The organism is Pseudoalteromonas sp. SG41-2 (assembly GCF_014164535.1).
GTDB classification, from domain to species: Bacteria; Pseudomonadota; Gammaproteobacteria; order Enterobacterales; family Alteromonadaceae; genus Pseudoalteromonas; species Pseudoalteromonas rhizosphaerae.
In genome coordinates this window covers 86,154-110,540 of the sequence record NZ_JACJFK010000011.1, presented here as the reverse complement: position 1 = coordinate 110,540, position 24,387 = coordinate 86,154, and the positions used below count along the sequence as shown (strand labels likewise).

Sequence of the window (24,387 nt, the reverse complement as noted above, 5' to 3'; positions counted from 1 at the left end):
CTTAATGACTTTGCAGTATAGCGACTACACGCGCTAAATCATCAGGCGTATCAACCCCTGCTTGCGGTGTTATTTTTGCCTGTTCTATTTTTATTTTATAGCCATGATATAAAACACGTAATTGCTCAAGAGATTCAAGTTGCTCTAATGGGGATGGCGTCAGTGAGATGTATTGTTTAATAAAACCAGCGCGGTATGCATAAATACCCACATGACGTTGAAAATCTTGTATGTCTAATCCGTTATTTTCACCTGTGTACATATGACTTCGATCATAGGGAATGCTGGCACGAGAAAAGTACAGTGCGTTTTTATTTACATCGCTGACGACTTTAACTGCGTTGGGATTAAAGATCTCATCGACACTATCAATGGCAGCACTCAAGGTCGCCATTGGCGCACTTGAATTAGCAAGTAAAGCTGCAACTTGCGAGACATTTTCAGCGGCTAATAAAGGCTCATCACCTTGTACATTCACTACAATAATATCGTTATTGAGAGATAATAAATCAACAACTTCTGCTAGCCGTTCAGTGCCTGACTGATGATCATCTCGAGTCATTAATACATCATTAGTAAAACCTTTGACAACATCAAAAACCTGTTGGTGATCGGTGGCTATCACGACCTTACTTGCCCCTGACGCCATCGCCTTTTCATAAACATGTTGGATCATCGGTTTGCCACAAATATCAGCAAGTGGTTTACCTGGTAGACGACTCGATGCAAAGCGTGCAGGAATAACGACTACGAATTCCACTTTTCAATCTCTTCTAAGCTCAATTCACGCGCTTCATTTTCTAGTAATACAGGAATATCATCTCGAATAGGGTAAGCAAGTTTTGCAGCTGTGCTGATCAATTCACTGTTTTCTTTGTCTAAACGTAATTTGCCTTTACACACTGGGCAAGCAATTATTTCAAGTAATTTTGTATCAAAGGCCATCTAGGATCCCTTTTTCTCTCAGTAATAAGTTAAGTTTAGATACCACCGCAGGGGATGGCTCTGCGTCAACAGGTAAAAAATACCACGTTGGTTTTGCAAATGAGTGACATTTTACCGCATCTTTCTCCGTCATAAACACTATTTCATCATTAAATTTTATGAAATCTTGTGCTGTATAACCATAATGATCTCGAAAATGATGGCAACTTAGCAATGTAATGCCTTGTTGACGTAAGCTATTTTCAAAACGTTGTGGATTACCAATGGCGCTCACTGCGTGACCGGTCAAAAGCGGGACTTTAGTGGCTATATTAGTGGCAACATTTACTAAATCAGCACTTTTTAGCTGATAATTAAACGTGGCATTCCCCCCATTTTCAATAACTAAGTCAACTGATTTTAAACGTTTTTGTGTTTCTCTCAGTGGCCCCGCAGGCATTAACAAGCCATTGCCAAAACGCCGTTCACTATCAACAATACAGCACTCTATTGTTCTGGCCATTTTATAATGTTGCATACCATCATCGGAAATAATCACATCAAGCTGATATTGCGCAATTAATTGTTTTATATTCGCTTGTCGATCTGGGCCTACAACTACAGGGCAGTCAAGCCTGCGTTGAATAAGTACCGGCTCATCACCTGCCTGAGTCGTGTCGGTATGCTCAGTCACAGTAAGTGGATAGCTATCACTATTACCGCCATAGCCTCGACTAATAATGCCAACCCTTAAGCCACGCTGCTGTAAGTAATTCGCAAGCCAGATCACAAAGGGGGTTTTCCCATTACCACCAACGCTAATATTACCTACCACGATAACTGGCACAGGGCTTTGGTATGCCTTCATTAAACCTAGCTTATACGCTAATTTACGCAGATCACTTATAAACCAAAATAACACACTCAGTGGTAAAAGTAATATGGTAATAAAGCTTAGTTCTCGATACCAACTTTGTTCTATTTTACTCACCCGTGATCACCAAATTGCATCTTGCAAAGCGCTGCATACGTGCCATCATTAGCCAGTAAGCTAGTGTGATCACCACTTTCTATCACTTGACCATTATCAATAACATAGATGCGGTCGCTTTGTTCGATTGTTGATAATCGGTGGGCAATCACAATAGAGGTTTTATTTTTCATTAATGCTTCTAAAGCTTGCTGGATCAGTTTTTCAGACTCAGTATCCAATGCAGAGGTTGCTTCATCTAAAATCAAGATTGGTGCATCTTTTAATATCGCCCGCGCAATTGCAATTCGTTGGCGCTGCCCGCCTGATAACATTACACCATTCTCACCGACCATGGTATTTAGACCATCGGGTAAATCTTTAACAAATTCCCACACATGTGCTTGTTTTGCTACATTCAATACCTCGTCATCGCTAAGTGAACGTGCAATCCCATAACTGATGTTATTAGCAATAGTGTCATTAAATAACACCACTTGCTGGGATACTAAAGCAAATTGGCGACGTAAATCAGTTAACTTATAATCCGCCAATGGCACACCATCGAGTAAAATCTCACTGGGCGGTTGTAAGTCATAATAACGCGGTAATAAGTTTGAAATGGTTGATTTACCAGAACCAGAACGCCCAACTAACGCAATACTCTCGCCTGCTTTTATAGTGAGCGATAAGTTTTTTAATACAGCTTCTGCTTTCGTTGGGTAATTGAAGGTGACATTTTTAACTTCAATCATACCTTTTACTTTATCTACACTAACTGTACCGACGTCTTTTTCGACCTCTTCATCAAGCACTAAAAAAATACTTTGCGCTGCAGATATGCCACGCTGTAAATCACTATTTACATTAGCTAATTGCTTTAAAGGGCGTAATAACATCATCATCGATGAAATAAGCACCACAAAATCCCCCGAGCTCACTGTATCAATCATTGATGGCATGGAAACCACCCAGAGAATAACGGCCATTGCACTGGCAGCCAAAATTTGAATCACAGATACACTAAGCGCTTTAGTGGCATCCATTTTGATACGCTGCTGACGGTTATGGTTATTAATTTTTGCAAACTGAGTTATTTCTTGCGCTTGACCGCCAAAGCCATGAATAACTTTATGACCACTGAGCATTTGCTCTGAGCTACGGGTAACTTGTCCCATTGCTGATTGAATGTTTTTAGAGATATGGCGAAAACGTTTTGATACAACAGAGACAATAACGGCCACTAAGGGAATTATAACCAAAAAGATTAACGACAGCTTCCAACTGGTATAAAACATCACAGCTAGCAAAAACACCACAAACGCGCCTTCTCTGACCACAATGAGCATCGCTTTGGTGATCGCTTGCTGTACTTGCTCTGTATCGAACGTTATTTTTGAAATCAAATCACCCGTTGAATTTTGATCATGAAATGCAACCGGTAAATGTAAAATATGCTCAAATAATTGCTGACGTAACGAACGGACAACTTGTGAACCCACATAACTTAAACAATAAGACGAGATATAATTAAAAACGCCTCGGCCAAATACTAACGCGATGACAACAAATGGCGCGTATTTTAATACTTCAGCGTTGCGTTGATTTAAGCCCTGATCTATAAATGGCTTCATTAGTTGGATAAATAAAGCATCCATCGCTGAGTAACCAATCATGCCAATAACAGCAAAAATGGCAACGCTTTTATAATCCCCCACATACGTCAATAAACGCTTATAAATTTGTGATGTAGTCTGGTCCATAATACTCTCTTATTCATAATCTGTGGCTATTGTAGCCTCCAGTTGCACAAAACTAAACTCAATCTTTTAGAAACCAATAACTTTCATCTTCACGAGCTAGGTTTACTGTGTAGTGATGTGGATAAAATTCAATTTTAACCTGCCCTTTATTCGCTGTTGTATATTGTAAAGCATGCTGTGTAGCATAACGTGCTATAACTTCTGTACGTGGAAATTGCCACTGTCCTTTATATGCCGTTGAATGAATAACAATCTCAGGAGCAACCGCAGCAATAAATGCATCACTCGATGAGGTATTACTGCCATGGTGAGGACTCAGTAATACCGTACTTTTAAGCACCCCTTGCTGCTGGATTAGTTGCGCTTCTCTTGTTGCTGAAATATCACCTGGAAGCAAAACACTGAACCTGCCATCGCTAATGCGCACGACACAAGAGTTATCATTATCAGTTATTAAATGCTGTGCTGGCTCGCTCACGGTAATGGTTAAGTCATAAAAACTATATTCGCCCGCTCTGCAAACTTGCTCTGGCCCATTTGGTTGTAGCAATTTAAAAGTATGCTGATAACCTTGCTCTAACCAATGGATAAGCCCTCCAGCATGGTCTTTATCCATGTGGCTGATGAGCGCAACTTCCGCCTCAATGCCGTTTCTTTTTAAATAAGGTATTAAGGTGCTGTTGACCCGCGTAAATGTATTAAAATAAATTGGGCCAAGATCATAGATAAAACCTTTACCTCGATTACTGACTAACACCATGGTGCCATGACCGACATCGAATACATTTAGCTGCCAGCGCGGTTTGGTCAGTAAATAATGATCGAGTACAACCAGTAATAATGGTATGCATGCCAATAAACGCCAGGGCAAAAAACACACAATTATTGCTGTAATGTAGCTACTAATAAGCCATTGCTGGCTAAAATTTGTGGTATCAAACCAACGAAAATCAACCGGGATCAACAATAAGAGTTGATAAATATGTTGTAATAATGAATCAAACACACTAATCAACCCACTAATATCAAAAAACACACTAATTGCAGAAAACATTACTAAGCAAGGCATGATAATTAAACCAAGTAATGGGATAGCCACTAAATTAACAACTAAGCCAATTACACTGACCCCATTAAAATAATAAAGTGATAATGGTAGTAAACCAATAAACAATGCAAGCTGTAGAATAATAAGTGTTTTTATGATGGCTAAAAAGCCGGAGCTGGTTACGGTTATAACACTAAAAACCCAAAAGATAATTGCCACCGCAGTGAATGAAAAATAAAGTCCCGGATTAAGTAAACTAAATGGATCAATAAGTAATACACATACCAATGCAAACAAGATAAATCGCCAGCGTAGTGCCTGCTTAGCAAAGTAATAAATAACTAAATAACACCCTAGCATGATCAGCGCACGCGTTGCAGAGACGATAAAACCACTTAAGTACACATAACTAAAAGCAAGCACAAATCCACCTAAACTATAAATAAGTGACAAATTGATCTGCTGTGTAGTTGGTTTAACCACAAAAATAAAAAGGCTTGTTAAATAGCGAGTTATAAAAAAACCGATACTAAACATCAAGCCAATGTGTAATCCCGAAATAGCCAATAAATGGCTAATACCAAATTGCTGTAATTCTTGCTTTTGTGAAAAACTCATAGCACTGCGGTCGCCAGTCATTAGCGGATAAAACAGCCAATTTAGCGAGTTATGCTGGTAGGTGAGTTTGATAAAATTACGGTATTTTTCAATTAGCTCAAATTCATGGTTGTTCGATATTTCGATAATACTACCAACTTGCTTGCCTTTAAAAAATAGTCGCTCACTAAATGCGTAACGCTCTTTATCAAACACATCATAATTTTTTTGGCTGCGATATTTTTCTAATTCAAGCCACGTTGTAACGTGATCACCTACTTTGAGTCTCTGGTCGTTTTTTAAAGTGAGCAATGCAAAAGGAGGCTTAATATTTGATAGAGGCTGATTATCTATCTCATTGAGCTGAACTTTTAAATAATAGTTATCACGCTGAGAAATAACTTCAACAATCGTAATATTACTTAGATGTGGTTTATTTTCATCCAAAGCCAAGCTGGAAATTGCATAAAAGCTGGAAAAATGTCCCCATACACACAAAATTCCACAAATAAAACCTAACAATACACGGTAAAACGGCTTAAAATAGGCACTCGCAATTAACAGAGATAACGCGAAAACTGTAAATACAAGGGTCTGATAATAATAAACGGTTATAATACAACCAACGACAAACCCAACGCTTAACCAAACAGATGTAAATGGTTGCTTTAAATGGCTAAAAAAACGATCCAACGGTTTTTACCCGATCACAATAAAGTTAAACATCATAAATATTTAAAAATTTTTGGTCGTTTACTCCACGATGCTAATCTATGGCATTTAAATCGTCGCTCAGCTCGTGGGGCATTTTCAGTCGGTTTATTCTTCGCTTTCATCCCTGTTCCTTTTCAGATGGTGCTTGCTGCTGCGTTGGCTATTCCATTACGAGTAAATCTACCTATTTCTGTCGCCGTAGTATGGATCACTAACCCGCTAACCATGCCACCTATTTTTTATTGTTCGTATTTAATTGGTACGTTAGTGTTAGGGCAGCCGGAGCAACATTTTGCATTTGAACCAAGTTGGCAGTGGTTTATGGAAAGCTTAACCACCATTGGTCCTGCTTTTTTAGTTGGCTCGCTTATTTCTGCCTGTGTTGCCTCAATAATAGGCTATTTCGGTGTTGATTTACTATGGCGACGCTCAGTGCGAAAAGCATGGTTAAATCGTCATAAAAAATAACTGTTTCAATTTAAAGTATAGACAAAAAAAACCCTGCTTAGCAAAGCAGGATTTTTTATTTTAATACTAAGTGACCGTTAATGCTGGATCACCTAGCAATAATTTCAATACTTATCGCAATATACGACGCAGACCAACTAACGGTAGTAACAATAACGTATACCAAGGGGAACTAGACGATTGACGTTCATAAGTTTCCGTTTCAGGAGCTGAACAACTATCAATAGTCCCGTTAATAGGAGATAACTTCACTGGCACTACAATACTTTCGTATTCTATTTCACCATTGATATCTCGTACAACACCGCCTAATGAATCAGTTTTCTCGACCGTTTTAGTAGCAACACCAAAAATTTCGTTTTTATTGTTAATTACTTTAGCTCCTGAAACGACATAACCATAACGTGTTTCACCATCTGCTTCGTAGCAAGGCAGTAGATCATTTATATTTGTAATCGCATCTTCACCAATCTTGTACAGGAAACCTTCGCGGCGACGCGCACCAACATTAAATAGGTCAGTTTCACCTTCACCAACAATATAACCATTAACATTAATATCATTGGCAACTGAGCTGGAGCTATTAAAGAAATCCGTTGGGAATACAGTACTATTACTGGCAACATCATGATAAAAGAATTTTTGACGATCTGAGCCATCAATTCTCTTTATTCCATAACCAACAATCGTATTATTATTATTAATTGCTACTGCCTTACCACCTGTCCAATCATCTTCTTGATTGAGCATTTCAACAACGTTTCCGTCTTTGTAATAAACAGGCAACGATCTAATTGTTGACGATCTGTTATTATCACGAATGTCAGAGTAACCGGCAACAATACCATTACTATTAACAGCAAGTGCATTACTTATAAATGCAAACCCATCATCATCTTCTGGTGTAAGACCCAAACCAAGCGGTTCAGTTTTAGTAATGTTTAAATTTGTATCAAGTGTCCACTTAACTGCACGGGTATCGAACAATCGTGATGATGTGCTTCTATACAAATTCTCAATACAAACACTGACAGGTTCATCTTCACCATCACAATTATCATCAATATTTTCTTGTCTATCAACTGGGATCCCTGTTGATACTTGCCCAACGACAATATAACCGGTGTTTGTTTTAACGATATCGTTGGCTGAACTTAAGCCACCAAATTCCGCATACTCTGGCACTAATGGCACATTTAAACCCGATGGCGATACAACAATGCCCCGAGAGATAAAATCACGCACGAATCGTGTTTCTTCTTCACTTTCACCCTCAGGAAGAAAGCTAGTTTTCTCATAAGGTGCACTGCCCCAACCCACAGTAACACCGTCTTCAGCCACTGCATTATAGTTATTGCTAACTGATCGTGTAAGGCCATCATAATCGACTGATGCAACATCAAACAGTACTTGCTCTTGAGCTTCACCATTCAAAACATGGTAACCAACAATATTTGCCAGTTTTTGATATTCTGAGTTATTAGCTTGTGCTGATAAAAATGAAAGCATAAAACTGTGTGCATCTGGGTTAGTTGCCGCCGCATTATTTTTTTCAATATCATCAAGCGTAAAAGTAATTTCTTTATCAATGTTCTTAAAATACTTTTCTCGCTCACGGTAAGCACTTTCAATTACATTATCACCAAAATCGATATAACTAACATCAATAGGTAAATTGTAAATACCGTTAGCAACGCCGATTATATTGCCACTTTCGCTGACATCTTTTACGTAATTATGCTTGGCTTCGTCTAAAGAACTCAGCTCTGTCAACTGATATGTTGCACTGATTGCTGATGTACTCATCGTAGCTAAAATACTAGCCGCGAGTAATTTATATTTCATTTTAGTCCTTACTACTGATTCTTTAAATCTTCAAGTTCTTCCCAGCGCTCCAGAGCGGCTTCAAGGTCAGACTCAAGTTGTGCTAAATGGTTCAATTCTTTGGTTGTCGCACTGGCATCTTGTTTAAAGAAATCAGCGTCATTAACCACAACTTGCTGTGCTTCTAATGCTTGTTCAAGTTGTTCCAGCTTACTGGGTAATTGTTCTAATTCAAGTTTTAATTTGTAAGAGAGTTTATTACTTTTGTTATCTGCTTTAGCCACAGGAGCTGGTGCAACGACTGCTTCTTTTTTAGCAGGTGTAGTTAGCTGTTTTTTTTGTTCCTGTGCTAAATAATTAGCATAGGCTTCATAATCACTGTAACCACCGACAATATCTGTAATTACCCCATTACCTTCAAATGCCCAAACACTGGTACAGGTATTATCAATAAACTCACGGTCATGGCTTACAATTAACACAGTTCCCTGATACTGATTAATAATATCCTCTAACAGCTCAAGGGTTTCTATATCTAAATCATTGGTTGGCTCATCAAGCACAAGAATATTTGATGGTTTTAAAAATAGTTTAGCTAATAATAAGCGATTTTTTTCACCGCCAGAGAGTGCTTTAACTGGTGTACGAGCACGCGCAGGTGGGAATAAAAAGTCTTGTAAATAACCGAGTACATGACGTGAGCGTCCGCCCATCATTACTTCTTGCTTACCTTCGGCAACGTTATCTTGTACGGTGGCTTCTTCATCAAGCTTTTGGCGGTATTGATCAAAGTAAGCAAACTCTAAGTTCACCCCTTGCTTAACAATCCCTGCATCAGCTTCAATATCACCAAATAGCAGTTTTAATAAAGTCGTCTTACCAATACCGTTAGGGCCAACTAAGCCAATACGATCGCCACGCATTACTAATGTAGAGAAGTCATTGGCGATAACTTTATCTTTATTAAATGCATGATTTAGATGTTTAGCTTCAAATACTAATTTACCTGAACGGTCTGCAGTTTCAATATTGAAGTCAGTTTTACCCACTTGATCAACACGCTGTTTGCGTTCATTACGTAGCTGTTTGAGCTCGCGGACACGCCCTTCATTACGCGTTCGACGTGCTTTTACACCTTGGCGGATCCACGTTTCTTCTTCTGCTAAGCGTTTGTCAAATAATGCGTTTTGCGTTTCTTCTACTTTTAAATCATGGGCTTTTTGCTCTAAATAAGTAGCATAATCGCCAGGGTATGAAATTAACTTACCACGATCTAAATCAAGAATACGCGTAGCAACTGCACGAATAAAAGCACGGTCATGAGAAATAAAGACAATACCGCCTTTAAACTCTTTTAAGAATTGTTCAAGCCACATCACACTTTCCATATCTAAATGGTTAGTAGGCTCATCAAGTAATAATAAATCCGGCTCACTGACAAGTGCCCGTGCAAGAGCAACTTTGCGTAACCAGCCACCAGAAAGTGATTCAAGTTTGGCTTCTGGTGCTAATTCTAACTGTGTTAATACAAGTTGAATTCTACTATCAAAACGCCAACCATCTGCGGCTTCGAGTTGATTTGATAAACGTTCAAGTTTATTAAGTAGTTTATCTGTGCAGTCAGTTTGTAACTCAGTGCTGACGTGATGAAAGTCAATTAATAAATTTGCAATCTCAGGCATACCTTGAGCAACATAATCAAACACCGAGCCACTAGCCCCTTTTGGTGGATCTTGCTCTAGACGCGATATTTTAATACTACCTAACTGATTTATTTCACCATCATCTAAAATAACTTGGCCATCAAGGACTTTTAGTAACGTTGATTTACCCGCACCATTACGACCAACCACACACACACGCTCACCAGTTTCGATGACGGCATCAGCGTTGTCTAACAGTGGATGCGTACCATACGCGAGTTGAGCTTTAGAAATTCTAATTAAATCCATACTATCTGTTTACTCTTATTCTGTTTGCGTAAAAAACTGACGCACATCTTGCGCAGTGAAAGGCCAAAATAATTGCGGGCCTTGATCGCTTTTTAAAACGGGTATACTGGTCTGATATTCTGTAATTAATTCTTCATCACTCATAATATCAACAAGCTGTAACAGATCATCACCTAACAACGGCGTGATCAAGCTCTGCGCTTGCTCACATAAATGACAGCCATCGGTATGATACAAAATCCACTTAGCCATGGGTTATCAACCAGCTATTATGTATTTTTTTATTGCGTTTGAAGTCAGGAGAAATCGTCTGCTCTGAAATATTAACAGCTTTTAAGCCTAAGCCAATCAAGCCAACTTCATCCATGGTGAAGCCACGCATATTATTCGAGAAAATCAACGTGCCAGATGGACTGAGGATTTTTTTAACCCATGTCAGTAATTTAATATGATCATTTTGTACATCAAAAGCATCTTTCATGCGTTTTGAATTTGAAAACGTTGGCGGATCTAAAAAGATCAAATCGTATTGGCTTGTGGCATGCTCAAGCCACTTCAAACAATCAGCCTGTTCAAAACGATAACGGGTATTACTGATATTGTTCAGGTCAAAGTTATCTTGGCCCCATTTTAAATAGGTTTTCGATAGATCAACCGTGGTTATCGCTTTAGCGCCACCCAGAGCTGCATGTACAGAGGCTGTCCCTGTGTAGGCAAATAAATTCAAGAAGCGTTTATCTTTGGCATTTTCTTGGATATAACGACGAGCAAGACGGTGGTCTAAAAACAAGCCAGTATCTAAGTAATCAAATAAATTGACTTTAAACTTCGCGCCAAACTCCTCAACTACTTGAGTACGATTTTGCTTAGCCATTGGTGTGTATTGCTCTTCACCTTTTTGCTTTTTACGTACTTTTACAGCAATATTTCCAGGTGCGATATTGAGCTGCTGTGAGGTTAACGAAATCACGTCTTGTAAACGTTTGTGCGCTGTTACATCGTCAATTTCTTTCGGCGCAGCGTACTCAAATATTACCGCTGAATCACCATAAATATCAACGGCTACATTGTATTCAGGAATGTCAGCATCGTAGACACGATAGGCCTGCACATCATTTTGTTTGAGCCAATTTTTCAGGCCTTGCTTATTCTTTTTAACCCGATTAGCAAACGACATTGAACCTTCAAAGTTCAATGCAGGCTTATCTTCAGTTGTTTGGCTGACTTGTTTGTCATCAAGTTGATATAAATTAAGTACCACATCAAGTGGACCATTTTTAAATTTATAACGCTTGAGTTTCACCAGCTTTAATAATTTAAATAAACTCTCATCCATGCCTAGTAGGGCAAGTTTCCAGTTATTAAAATGTTTTTTAAAGCCTGTACCTAAAGCACTGTGTAAACTTACCAACTCAGCCATCGAACCAATACGTTCACCATACGGTAAATTTGAAATAACCACACCTGGTAATTTTGCCACTGAGGTAAGCTTAGTTGCATCGCTTTGTTTAAACTTGATCACATCACCTAGATCAGCTCTACGAGCATTATCTACTGCTTTGCTTAGTACATTAGCGTCATTGTCATGGCCAATAAGCCATAGTTTAGGATCTGTAATTTGTGCTGTAAGCTGCTCTTTTAACTCTTTGTATTTAGCAATACGGAAACTTGGTAAGCGCTCAAATGCAAATCCCTCACGGAATAAACCCGGCGCTTCATTACGCGCCATGCCAGCAGCTTCAATCAAAATAGTACCTGCACCACAGCAGGGATCAAATAGCGGCTGTTGAACATTGTCAAGCCAACCACTGCGTTTGATCAGTGCTGCCGCTAAATGCTCTTTAATAGGTGCCTTACCTTGACCTTCTCGATAACCACGTTCAGATAAACGCGGTCCTGAATAATCGATATACATGGCCACACCTTGACGCGATAAACGCGCAACAACGCGTACATTGGCATCTTGTTTATCAACGTTTGGCCGCTGTTCAAATAAATCATTAAAATAATCAACAATCGCATCTTTGATCACTAAACCTGAGAACTGGGTATTTTTAAGTGAGTCGTTGGTACCATTAAAGTCGACTGCAAAAGTTTGCGTTGGACCAAACCATTCCTGCCAAGGCTGTGAGCGAGCAAAATTGTAAAGGCTTTCTTTATTATTTACGCCCTCTTTCTCTTCGATCAACATCAGCACTCGTGTCGCGAAGCGGCTCATTAAACAGACCTTTTGTGCTAATGTAGTGTCGGCGTCAAAACGCACAGAACCGACTGTTTGTTTGGTCACCGTAGCGCCAATGTCAGTAAGTTCATCAACCAATAAATTTTCGATTCCGATAGAAGTAAGTGCGATAAAATGCAAAGTAATAACCCTTAATAGCTAATTGCGCGGGATTATAACATAGGTTGGGCGACAAACACGCGATAAACAAAGGAACTACAAAAAATATGCTTAGGCTGTTTTACTGTTTTGTGCGTGGTTATAAATTGGATGGACACGATTGTTAAGTATACGAATAGCTTCAAATTGATTAAGGCTTAAGTTTTCATCAAGCTTAAAATGCTCAGATAGACAAATGCATAAAGAGGCTTCTTTACAGTGGTCAACAATCAAAAACTCACCACTTTGTTCGCTAGTTTGCAATTTTATAACGGCTTCTATACTGGGCTCATTGCCTTTGTAGGGTTCGAAAAACCAACTTTTTGCCAGCATTGGCTTTAAATAAAATTTAGCTGCTGTCGCATTGAGCGCAATTTGACATAGCTGCGCGCCATTCCAAAGATTAAATCCAGCAAGATATTGGTAAACCTGCTGATAAAAGGCGGCATCTTCTAAACTAAAGTTAGGTTGGGTTAAAATAGCATCGGTGAGTTGACGTAGTTTATAAGGCGTGCACAGCTGCATATCTTGATCTAAATCGATCAATAAACGATTTCTTACTGGACAAGCAATCCATTTCCACTGCTTTGATGCTTGTAACATGCGTTCCCTACGCCCCTACTAATTAATCTTATGAATATTGTAGTATAGCGGCTTTTGACCAATTAATATATATTTCTTTAGAACATTTATTGAACGATCAAAAGCTTAAATAACGGATCCTTATAAGCCTTGCAGGATCGTTTTTACCAATTGCGGTCCTTTATATATAAATCCAGTGTATACCTGTACAAGATCCGCTCCTGCTGATAATTTTTCTTTCGCACTGGCTGCATCATCAATTCCGCCCACTCCAATGATTGGCAGTTTTCCTGCGGTTAAACGTTTTAATTCTTGCACTACATGAGTGGAGCGCTCACGTACTGGCTGACCTGACAGGCCTCCGGCTTCATCAGCATATTGTTGTCCATGCACCGCAGCACGCTCTAAGGTAGTATTCGTCGCTATTACACCATCGATGTTGTTATTTAATAATGATTCACTAACTTGAGCTATTTGCACAGCATCAAGATCTGGGGCAATTTTTACTAGCATTGGCACTTGTTTATTATGTTTGGCGATCAAATCAAGCTGCTCATTTTTAAGGCTTTGCAATAGATCATCCAGTGCAGCACCATATTGCAGATCGCGAAGTCCAGGCGTATTTGGTGATGAGATATTGACAGTAATATATGAGGCATGTTCAAACACTTTGCGCATACAGTGGATGTAATCGTCTTTACCTTGTTCATTTGGGGTATCTTTATTCTTACCAATATTGATACCTAGAATGCCGTCGTATTTAGCAGCCTTAACGTTATTAATTAGGTTATCAACACCTTTATTATTAAAGCCCATACGATTGATAATTGCATTTGACTCCGGCAGACGGAAAATACGCGGCTTGTCATTACCGACTTGTGGACGAGGTGTCACAGTACCTACCTCAATAAAGCCAAAACCCATCTTTGCAAACGCATCAATGCATTCTGCATTTTTATCAAGGCCAGCTGCTAATCCTACTGGGTTTTTAAACTGTAAACCTAAAAATTCGACTGGACGATCTGCCACTGATTGCGACCATGCAGCACTGAACGGGGTATAGTTAAAACGGCGCAAGTTATGAAGTGCAAATTCATGGGCCCATTCCGCATCACGGGTGAACATAAAACGGCGAGCAAGATCGTAAAACATGAAATAATCCTCTTAATAAAAAAATACCCCAGACTAGGCTGGGGTATTGTATAACAATTTTAACGATTAACTCATTATTTTCATGTGGGAAAATAATCAGTCAGTATCAATTGCTTATTTTGCAGATGTATCACAGTTATGACTAAGTAGCATAAGTTCACGTAATGCAACTGAGAACTTAGCAAAATCATGACTTTGTGAAGTCTTAAATTCAGCTAACATTTGCTTCCAGCGTTGTAGTAACAAATCTTGGCTGTCCATCCACTGATCAATTTGACCGTCAACATCTTTGTTATCACCAGCAAAGTTATTTAAAACAACTTCAGATAGTGTACGTTGTTGCCAATCAAGCTCTTCACGGTATGAAGCGCGGGCCAATGCTTGCCAATGATTCGCCACCGGCTGATGAGTAATTTGGTCAAGGAACCAATGCAGTCCCATCCGTGCACCTAGTTTGAAGTAGGTATTAGATACCATATCAATACTACGCCCTGAATTTGCAGCAACTTCTGCTAAGTCCATTACTGAGAACAAGCTAGAGAGCGATACAATACGTGTTGCAAGCTCAGCTGGCACTGCACTTTCAATAAGCTTGTCTGCGGCAGCAGATAAACGTTCACTTTCTTTTTCAACCATGTAGTTAGTTAAGTTTGCACTTAAATCAGCGAAGGTCGGTGCAAAGAAGGCAATTGTTTGCTCAATATTTTGCGCTTTATTGCGATGACGTAAGAACCAACGCGTTGCACGGCGTACTGTACGACGTAATTGATACAACATTTCAGTTTGCACTGCGGCTGGGATCTTGTTATCAAGATCAACAATTGCAGACCACGTATCACGCATTTGGAATACTTCACTGGCAACAGAGTAACATAACGCAATTTCAGCTTCGTTTGCGCCAGTTTCTTCATGCATACGTACCATGAAGTTCAGACCCATATCGTTAACGATATTATTAGCTAATTTAGTAGCAATAATCTCTTTACGCAGTGGGTGATTATCCATCGCAGTATTGAACTTTTCACGTAGTGGTAAAGGGAAAGACTTCACTAATAGCTGACGATAATATGGATTTTCTGTGATGTCGTCAGTCACGAGTGACTCTTTAAGTACCATTTTAGCGTAAGACACAAGCACCGATAACTCTGGACGAGTTAAATCTTTACCCGCTGCAGCGCGTTCTGCCAACTCTTCATCGCTTGGAATAAATTCAATTGCACGATTTAACTTGCCATCTTTTTCAAGGGCATGAATAAAGCGTACTTTTTCTTTAAGCGTTGATGAGCCTTTTGATTGCGTAATTGACAGTGTATGCGTTTGGCGATAACAGTCTTTCAGTACCAGTTGTGCAACTTCATCGGTCATTGAATACAGTAGTTCATCACGTTGTTTACGCGTTAAATCACCGGCTGTAACTAAACCATTAAGTAAAATTTTGATATTTACTTCGTTATCAGAACACGCAACACCACCTACGTTATCGATGAAGTCAGTATTAACGCGACCGCCTTTAGCAGCAAATTCAATACGTCCTAATTGGGTTGCACCTAAGTTGCCACCCTCACCGAGTACTTTTGCACCAAGCTCACTACCATTGATACGTAGGGCGTCATTTGCACGGTCGCCTACATCTGCATCGCTTTCTTTACTGCTCTTAATGTAAGTACCAATGCCGCCATTCCATAATAGATCGAATTCCATCATTAAGAATGCTTTGATCAGCTCGTTTGGTGTCATGCTGGCTTTTTTAGTGCCCAACATTTTTTTCATTTCTGGCGTTAAAGTGATTGATTTAGCCGCACGTGAGAACACCCCGCCGCCCGCTGAAATCAAGTCTTTGTTGTAGTCTTCCCACGATGAACGAGGTAAGTTAAATAGGCGCTCGCGCTCTGGGTAAGACGTCGCTGAATCTGGGTTTGGATCAACAAAGATATGCATGTGGTTAAATGCCACTTGTAAACGGATATGCTTGGATAACAACATACCATTACCAAATACATCCCCAGCCATATCACCAATTGCAACTACCGTAAAATCTGTTGTTTGTGTATCAATGTCCATTTCGCGGAAATGACGTTTAACCGATTCCCATGCACCTTTGGCTGTAATACCCATTTTCTTATGGTCATAACCTACTGAACCACCTGATGCGAATGCATCACCTAGCCAGAAGTTATATTCATTGGCAATGCCATTGGCAATATCAGAGAAAGTGGCTGTACCTTTATCAGCTGCTACAACCAAATATGCATCATCTTCATCATGACGAGTTACATCAACCGGCGGCACAATTTCACCTTGGATAATGTTATCTGTGATATCTAATAAACCACGAATGAAGATTTTGTAACACTCTTGGCCTTCTTTGAAGAATGCGTCACGATCCGTTGGCAGTTGTTTACAAACAAAGCCGCCTTTTGAGCCTACAGGTACAATAACTGTATTCTTTACTTGTTGTGCTTTAACTAGACCAAGTACTTCCGTACGGAAATCTTCACGACGATCTGACCAACGCAGGCCACCACGCGCAACTTTACCACCACGTAAATGCACACCTTCTACACGTGGAGAATAAACAAATATTTCAAATGCCGGTAATGGCAATGGCATATCTGGAATTAAGCTTGGATTTACTTTGAACGACACATAAGACTTAAACTGACCTATGCCATCTTTTTGGAAGTAGTTAGTACGCAGCGTAGCAATGATCATATCGACGTATAAACGAATAATACGGTCATCATCTAAGTTAGCAACGTTTTCAAGTTCTACATAAATTTGTGCAATTAGCTTATCAAGCGTTTTAACACTGGCAGGGCTTTTAACAGAGAACTTTTTAGCAAATAAATTAACAATTTGCGAACCAATGTGCGGGTAATTAGCTAATGTGCTCTCGATGTAGGTTTGCGAAAAAGTAACCCCAACTTGGCGCATGTATTTTGCATAAGCGCGTAATATTGACGCTTCGCGACCAGTTAAGCCACCCATTAGCACTAAACGGTTAAAGCCGTCATTTTCTAAACGGTTACTCCACACACTAGTAAGTGCGGCACGAAAACGTGCTGATACTTTATCGAAATCTGCAATACCTTTGCTATCAAGTAGCATTGAGAAATCCATGATCCAGTTGATACGGCCATCGCTGGTTTTAACCGAATAAGGCGTTTCACCAATGACGCGCAAGCCAAAGTTTTCAAGCATTGGCATAACGTCTGATAAATGGATTGGCTCATCTTTGTGGAATAAGCTCAAACGTACAATGTTGCTGTTCGCTTCTTCTTGCGGACGGTAAAACAACATTTCAAGCTTGTTATCGTCATTCAATAGTTCAAGCTTTTCAATATCAACAACAGCGGCACTTGGCAGTACTTCATCTTTGTAAGAACGAGCAAACGCATTACAATATTTGCGGTTTAATTCGTTACCACGTGCTTCACCAGCAGACTCTAACAGTGCTGATTGTAATTTATCTTCCCAAGTACGAGCGGCTTCTACTAAATTATTTTCGATGTCTTTCACGTTATATTCTATATTGTTGTCAGTCACACGCACGGTATAATGAGTACGCGCCAGTGTAGACTCAGAGAAGAAGGTAGTAAATTCGACTTTATCGTCTGAATTAAATGCATTGCCTAAAATATCTTGTGTTTCACGGCGCAGCGCTGTGTTATAACGCTCACGCGGTACATAGACCATGCAAGAGAAAAAACGACCATAGGCATCTTTACGCACAAATAAGCGACACATATCGCGCTCTTGTACTTGTAAAACACCCATTGCAACTTCAAGTAACTCGCTTTCACGGGCCTGAACAAGTTCATCACGCGGATAGGTTTCAAGAATATTTAATACCGCTTTATAAGCATGAGTGCCTTTGGCAAAATCACACATTTCCATGATGCGATTTATTTTACTTTTTAAAACTGGCACATCAGCGGCGCTGTTGTTATAAAAACTTGATGAAAACAACCCGATGAAACGGTCTTCGCCAATCACATTCCCCTCATCATCAAAACGTTTAATCCCTACATAATCTATGTATGCTGGGCGGTGTACGCGTGATAACGAATTGGTTTTTGTAAGGATCAACAGGTTATTGCTACGGGCTTCTTGACGGGCAACTTCTGGTAATTCAGATAACAGGCGAGAATGCTCTTCGGTTGAATTCTTCATTAAACCTAAGCTGCTCTCGATTTTACCTTTGAGCTGGTAATCGCCTTGTACTGGCGACAAATCGTATTGGCGATAGCCCATTAATGTGAAATTATCTTTTACTAACCAATCTAAGAATTCAACAGTCTCTGCGACTTCACTTGCATTGTTGTTATGGTTACGTTTTGGTAATTCTTTACTGACCGCAATTAACTTTTTGCGGATCGGTTGCCAATCTTCTACCGCAGTAGACACATCGTTCAACACTGACTCAAGCTCTTTTTTGAACGAGTCAATCACTGAAGAATCTGTTTGGCGATCAATTTCGATAAAAAACACTGTTTTTGTAGAGCTAGACTCTTGTTCGGCTTTTAAATTTGATAAAGCCGAAATTTTAGCGTTTTTATCGCGTTGAATCTTAAGTGGGCTGTGTAATAGCAAATGAGATGCGATATTTTCGCGGGTCATCGCCATACGAACAGAATCAACTAAAAATGGCATATCTTTAGCGATAATTTCGACGATTGTGTGTGATGACTGCCAGCCATCTTTTGCTACTTCAGGATTGAAAACGCGGATCACCGCATCATCAGAGGTATTTTTTTCTAGCGAGTTCCATAGGCTAAGTGCAGCGCCATATAAGTCACTATCATTGCGATGTGCCAAATCTTCTTTAGACATATTGCTGTACAAGGATTTGGCGAATTTCTCAACGAGTAACACATTATCAGCGTGAACTTTTTTCTGGATCAGCTTACAGACATTATCTAAGATAACCGAGGCTTGCCCTTCATTTCGTGTCATTACATGTTCCTTAAATCTATACCACCTACTTAGATGGAAAATTTGTACAGCAATTTATTGTGTGGAGTCAGGCAAATTCTAACCCTTTTAAAATTAATAAACAGCCCTTTCGATGAAAACATTTTAAGCATTTCAGTTATTTGGTCATCTATTCACAAATTATAGATATAAATGGCCTTTACAGGCCATTTAGGAGCAAAATTATTCACATTATTTTTTCTGGTCAGTCCAGATCAAACTACCAATTGCTGGTAAAAGTAATACTGCGCCAAGCATATTGACTAAAAACATGAAGGTTAACAATATTCCCATGTCCACTTGGAACTTAAGATCAGAGAAAATCCAGGTACTCACACCAATAGCTAACGTGATACCGGTAAATAACACCGCACTACCACGCTCAACGAGTGCATTACGATACGCCACTGGTAAGGCAACACCTTGCTTTAATTGCCCCATCATCGATGACAAAATATAAATCCCATAATCCACCCCAATACCTACACCTAGTGCAATCACTGGCAACGTTGAAACCGTCAGACCGATTTCAAGTTGTACCATTAAAGCTTGCGCAAGAGTCGATACAATATACAAGGGTAACACTACCGCTATGGTCGCTTTTACACTCTTAAAGCTAATCAAGCATAAAATAATAACTGCACCATAAACGTATAACATCATAGGTAATTGTGCAGCAGCAACTGATTCATTCGTCGCAGCCATGACGCCGACAGGCCCTGAGGCCAACTTAAACTGCAGCATATCGGTTTGTTCTTCAATGGCAAATTGCTTAACACTGGCAATGATATGTTCAATGGTCTGCGCTTTATGATCATCTAAAAAGATGATCACAGGCATAACTGAACAATCACCATTGAGTAAACCGGTACTGGTTTCGACTCGTGAGGTAGATTGCACCAAACTTGCCGTATTACGAGGCAAACTTTGCCATTTTAAATTACCTTCGTTATACCCGGCATTAACCGACTGCGCTACTGAGCTTAGGGATACTGCTGATTGAACACCTGCTAAGTTTTCAACTTTATATTGAAAACGACTAATGCGATCCATTACGTCGTGCTCTGTACATGCTGCAGGGTAAGCTTCGACAATCACTTTTAGAATATCGGATGAAATTGTATATTTGTCCGATATTAAAAAGGTATCTTGGTTATAACGGGCATCTTGATGCAATGACGGTGCACCTGCATGTAAATCGCCGATATGCATTTTCCCTGCTTGCCAATAACCTACAGCAAACAATACTAAGGTGCAGCCAATAATGATTTTCGCGCATTTTGGATCCGTGGCTTTGACTAACAGATCACGAATTGAATCAAGTAAGTTTGGTTTTTCGCTGTTGCCTGATTGAATATGAACTGTGTTTTCAAAGCGCATATACGATGCCCATACTGGCAATAAAATCAAATTAGTAAAAATAATAACAGCCACACCTAAACTTGCTGTGATAGCCAGTTCACGAATTATACCTATATCTATGGTTAGTAACGTCAAAAAGCCGACCGTGTCTGACAGCAATGCAATACCACCGGGTATTAACAGCGATCTAAAACTAGCCTGACAGCAAAGACGCGTATTACTGCTTCCTTCGGCGACTTTTTTACCTATTGCATTGATCATCTGTACGCCATGACTTACGCCGATTGCGAACACTAAGAATGGTACTAGAATCGACATTGGATCTAGACCAAAGCCTAAGCTCGACAATATCCCTAACTGCCAAACCACGGCAATAATTGAACAGGCTATAGGTAAAATAGTGAGCTTGATGCTGCCGCAAAATAACCACACCATGATGAAAGTAAACGCGATAGCAATAGCAAAAAATAACACAACCCCTTTCGCACCTTCGGCAATATCACCGGCCATTTTGGCAAAACCAATAATGTGGATACTTACTTTATCAGTGCTCAATGGCTCTCGAATTTCGCTTTCTAGCTTTTGTGCAAACGCTAACGTATCTAATTTTTCTTGCGTTTGCGGATCAGTTTCCATCAACTGCGCGGTCACCATCGCACACGAATAGTCAGAGGCAATCATCCTACCTACGACTTTCGCTTTTTCGATATTCTCTTTAACAACCGCTAAACCTCGTTGATCAGCAGTAAAATTGGCGGGAATAATTGGCCCACCCGCAAAGCCGTCTTCAACAACTTCAACAAAACGTGCACTGGGTGAAAAAATTGAATTCACTAACGGACGATTCACCCCAGGAATAAAATATAACTGATCATGAACGGCTTTTAATTGGGTGAAAAACTCAGGATTAAAAATATCACCGCTATCATCACACACTGAGATCAAAATACTATTTGCGCCACCAAATTGCTTTTCATGCTTTAAATACACTTTCATATAATCATGATTAAGTGGAATATTTTTATTAAATGAAGCATCAAGTTGGATTTGTGTGGCTTTAAAACCTAAAAAACATGTTATTAAAATAAAACTTATCACCATCATTAATCGATGACGAAAAACTGCTTTCTCTAAAAAATTGACGATTGTGTGCATTATGGAGCCATCCCCTTCACTTTAATGCCATTTTCTGATGCCATAACCAATTGATTTTCAAAAATAACGGCATCAAGAATTGCTTTACCATCCGCTAACTGCTCAATAGTAAGTTGATTATTTTTATAGTGGAAAATCACACCGCTGTTGGCAAGTAACAACCATTGATTATCACCGCTAGCGATAATACTATTGATTGTGGCGGTTTTATTATTACTTATTGGTTGCCATTGCTCACCTACCTGACGGCTAAAAATATTGCCTCTTAAACCCGCGACTATTTCTTGCCCTTGTTCATCGCTGGCATAAGCAAAAAAAGAACCCCGGTAGATTTCTTCATCGCGTTGCCATGTTTTTCCGTTGTCTGTACTGTGCGCTAACAAACCCATTTCGCCCACTAACATAAGTTTATCTTTTGTTGTGACAATACGATTAAAGTGCGGCAATATTGATGCAGTTTCGGCTTCATAGCCTTGAGGATCGGATTCTTTTAAATCATTTAAGTAATCTCTATCATCTGCAAATAATAAAGAATCCAGAAAACGCTTTTGCCAATGTTTGCCACCATCACTGGTTTCATAAAACATACCATAGGCACCCACAGCAAAGCCGTGAAGTTCACTGGTAAATAAAATATCTAAGCAAGGTTTATCTAATTGCGTATTCACTTGTTGCAACTGCCAGTTTGCACCACCATCATTGGTATGAACAATAGTCGCATCATGCCCGCAAGCCCAACCGAGTTCACTGCCACTGAAGGCAACCGCCGTTAATAACACTTGCGTTGGAACGCTCGCTTGTTGCCAATTTTTTGCATTACTGCTTGTAATAATAGTGCCATGTTTTCCGACAGCGACCAGTTGCTTTCCTGTGTATTCAATATCAGTCAACAGGGTTTTATCTGCTTTAGTTGCGACAATTGCAGCAAGTGGTTCAGCTGCAATAGAAAGAGTTGAAAGGCTCGCCACAGCGGCAAGACCTGCATAAAGCATGTACTTCATAAATTAAAATCGCCTTGAAAAGAATGTGTTTGTCGGTATATAACGTGCAGTCGGGGGACTCGGTTAGTGTCATGACCCAGTGCGTGTCAGAGTGACAAACGCGATTTGAAATAATAAAAAAGCACCTAGATATTTCCAGGTGCTTAGAGTGTATTAACGACCTTCGCGGCGCAGTGCACTTGAGGTAAATTCATTATCATTAAACGATTGTGAGAAATCATACATTTTCTCTTGGTTATCTAAACCAATCGCTAGATAACGGCGCGAATTCAAATCGTAGTAAACGTCTAACGTACTCCAGTTAGTGAGCGCATCGTAATAGTTAATTGTATGAGCCATCGCTACACGGTACATTTGGTCACGGTTATCATAGATATCCGTCACTTGAACTTGCCAGCTATCTTCATCAATATAAAATACCCGCTTCTTATAAATATGACGAGTGTCGCCTTTCAAATCTGCCTCTACAACCCAAACACGGTGTTTTTCATAACGCACATGTTCCGGATTGATGTGACCGGCCATCAGAATATCGTCATACTGTAACTTATCACTGTGTAACTTATAACTATTGTATGGTACATAAAGCTCTTGCTTACCTTTGAGCGTCCATGTATAGCGGTTTGGCGAACCGTTAAACATATCGAAATCATCGGTTGTACGCAAGCTATCAGCTGCTGTCCCTGGTGCATCATAAGCAACATTAGGCGCGCGACGAACACGACGCTGGCCAGAATTGTAAGTCCACGCTTGTCGCGGAGTTAAAATTTGGTCCATGGTTTCATGAACTAATAGGGCCGTGCCAGCTAAACGCGCAGGCTCGGTGACTTTTTGTTTAAATTTAAACAAAATATTAGATTCTTGTAACTCTGCTGGTGTTGCTTTTGGATCTGAGTACTTAACTAACAGTTGCTCATCAAAGCCAACTAAATTATACGAACCTGAGGCTATAGGAGCTGCTTGACCGCCAAAACGCTCAATTGACAGACCACGGTAGCGTAATAAATGGTTCCAAATTGCCTCTAAGCCAGTTTTTGGAATAGGAAAAGGAATACCAATTGCGGTATTTTTTATCCCATTACCTTCTTCTATCAACTCTGCAGTTGGTGCGTATTTTTTTGTCGCATCATAGACAAACTGTGGGTTTGAAGCACTGCGATGAGTAGTATAGATATTCATTTTAAACGTATCTGGATACGCTTCAAAAAGAGCTACTTGACCAGGACTTAAATTTGCTTTGTATTTATCAACATTCGATTTATCAATGGTGAAAAGTACTTTGTCGTCAGCGTACGGATCTGGATGATGCATTCCCGGCGTATAACCTGCCGGTGCTTTAGTAATACCACCTGTCCACGCAGGAATCGAACCATCAGCATTACCTGCTTTTTCTGCACCTAAAGGAGTTAGATCTGCACCTAAACGTGCTACTTCTTCACTGGTCATTTTGGCAACGACCGCTTTTGTAGAAAACAAACTACATAGCGTTAGTGCAATGAGGGTAGGTTTTTTTATCATCAT

Annotated in this window: 16 protein-coding genes; 1 reads left to right on the top strand and 15 read right to left on the bottom strand. The window is 39.7% G+C overall.

Annotation, left to right across the window (positions count from 1 at the left end):
* Position 1: 1 nt before the first annotated feature.
* From kdsB to H5186_RS10795, 5 genes are read right to left on the bottom strand one after another with little or no spacing between them, the layout of a single operon-like run.
* Positions 2 to 760, bottom strand: coding sequence for a 3-deoxy-manno-octulosonate cytidylyltransferase (kdsB, locus tag H5186_RS10815; RefSeq protein WP_149981069.1), 759 nt, complete (start codon positions 758 to 760; stop codon positions 2 to 4).
* The gene (locus tag H5186_RS10810) at positions 748 to 945 is read right to left on the bottom strand and encodes a Trm112 family protein (RefSeq protein ID WP_145233843.1); all 198 of its coding nucleotides are present in this window, start codon (positions 943 to 945) and stop codon (positions 748 to 750) included. The genes kdsB and H5186_RS10810 overlap by 13 nt, the downstream gene beginning before the upstream one ends.
* Complete coding sequence (gene lpxK, locus H5186_RS10805; RefSeq protein WP_182794449.1) at positions 935 to 1,915, bottom strand: tetraacyldisaccharide 4'-kinase; 981 nt, start codon at positions 1,913 to 1,915, stop codon at positions 935 to 937. Before lpxK ends, H5186_RS10810 begins: the two co-directional genes overlap by 11 nt.
* Complete coding sequence (gene msbA / locus H5186_RS10800) at positions 1,912 to 3,657, bottom strand: lipid A export permease/ATP-binding protein MsbA (RefSeq protein ID WP_182761315.1); 1,746 nt, start codon at positions 3,655 to 3,657, stop codon at positions 1,912 to 1,914. Before msbA ends, lpxK begins: the two co-directional genes overlap by 4 nt.
* Positions 3,658 to 3,715: 58 nt before the next feature.
* Positions 3,716 to 5,995 (bottom strand): DNA internalization-related competence protein ComEC/Rec2, encoded by a 2,280-nt coding sequence (locus H5186_RS10795; protein WP_182794448.1) that lies wholly within the window; start codon positions 5,993 to 5,995, stop codon positions 3,716 to 3,718.
* On the opposite strand from H5186_RS10795, the gene H5186_RS10790 reads away from it, so the two are divergent.
* Positions 5,975 to 6,484 (top strand): DUF2062 domain-containing protein, encoded by a 510-nt coding sequence (locus tag H5186_RS10790; protein ID WP_149981065.1) that lies wholly within the window; start codon positions 5,975 to 5,977, stop codon positions 6,482 to 6,484. The genes H5186_RS10795 and H5186_RS10790 overlap by 21 nt on opposite strands.
* Positions 6,485 to 6,595: 111 nt before the next feature.
* Here H5186_RS10790 and H5186_RS10785 read toward each other — a convergent pair whose 3' ends face one another.
* From H5186_RS10785 to H5186_RS10740, 10 genes are all read right to left on the bottom strand, one after another.
* On the bottom strand, positions 6,596 to 8,329 hold the full coding sequence (locus H5186_RS10785) for a DUF3466 family protein (protein WP_182794447.1): 1,734 nt from the start codon (positions 8,327 to 8,329) through the stop codon (positions 6,596 to 6,598).
* 11 nt (positions 8,330 to 8,340) lie between these two features.
* Positions 8,341 to 10,260: an ABC transporter ATP-binding protein gene (locus tag H5186_RS10780; RefSeq protein WP_182717873.1), complete on the bottom strand. Its 1,920-nt coding sequence runs from the start codon at positions 10,258 to 10,260 to the stop codon at positions 8,341 to 8,343.
* Between the two features lie 15 nt (positions 10,261 to 10,275).
* Entirely contained in the window at positions 10,276 to 10,512 is a 237-nt protein-coding gene (locus H5186_RS10775; RefSeq protein ID WP_149981062.1) for a glutaredoxin family protein, read from the bottom strand.
* Complete coding sequence (gene rlmKL, locus H5186_RS10770) at positions 10,505 to 12,622, bottom strand: bifunctional 23S rRNA (guanine(2069)-N(7))-methyltransferase RlmK/23S rRNA (guanine(2445)-N(2))-methyltransferase RlmL (RefSeq protein ID WP_145233826.1); 2,118 nt, start codon at positions 12,620 to 12,622, stop codon at positions 10,505 to 10,507. The genes H5186_RS10775 and rlmKL overlap by 8 nt, the downstream gene beginning before the upstream one ends.
* Positions 12,623 to 12,712: 90 nt before the next feature.
* Positions 12,713 to 13,243 (bottom strand): cell division protein ZapC domain-containing protein, encoded by a 531-nt coding sequence (locus H5186_RS10765; protein ID WP_145233823.1) that lies wholly within the window; start codon positions 13,241 to 13,243, stop codon positions 12,713 to 12,715.
* Positions 13,244 to 13,363: 120 nt separating this feature from the next.
* Positions 13,364 to 14,374 carry a quinone-dependent dihydroorotate dehydrogenase gene (gene pyrD / locus H5186_RS10760; protein ID WP_182794446.1) on the bottom strand — a complete coding sequence of 337 codons (1,011 nt, stop codon included), beginning with the start codon at positions 14,372 to 14,374 and terminating at the stop codon, positions 13,364 to 13,366.
* Positions 14,375 to 14,488: 114 nt separating this feature from the next.
* Positions 14,489 to 19,330 (bottom strand): NAD-glutamate dehydrogenase, encoded by a 4,842-nt coding sequence (locus tag H5186_RS10755; protein ID WP_182794445.1) that lies wholly within the window; start codon positions 19,328 to 19,330, stop codon positions 14,489 to 14,491.
* Positions 19,331 to 19,540: 210 nt separating this feature from the next.
* On the bottom strand, positions 19,541 to 21,865 hold the full coding sequence (locus H5186_RS10750) for an RND family transporter (RefSeq protein WP_182717876.1): 2,325 nt from the start codon (positions 21,863 to 21,865) through the stop codon (positions 19,541 to 19,543).
* On the bottom strand, positions 21,865 to 22,866 hold the full coding sequence (locus H5186_RS10745) for a YCF48-related protein (protein WP_149981058.1): 1,002 nt from the start codon (positions 22,864 to 22,866) through the stop codon (positions 21,865 to 21,867). The genes H5186_RS10750 and H5186_RS10745 overlap by 1 nt, the downstream gene beginning before the upstream one ends.
* Positions 22,867 to 23,019: 153 nt before the next feature.
* On the bottom strand, positions 23,020 to 24,384 hold the full coding sequence (locus tag H5186_RS10740) for a DUF1329 domain-containing protein (protein ID WP_182739277.1): 1,365 nt from the start codon (positions 24,382 to 24,384) through the stop codon (positions 23,020 to 23,022).
* Positions 24,385 to 24,387 lie beyond the last annotated feature (3 nt).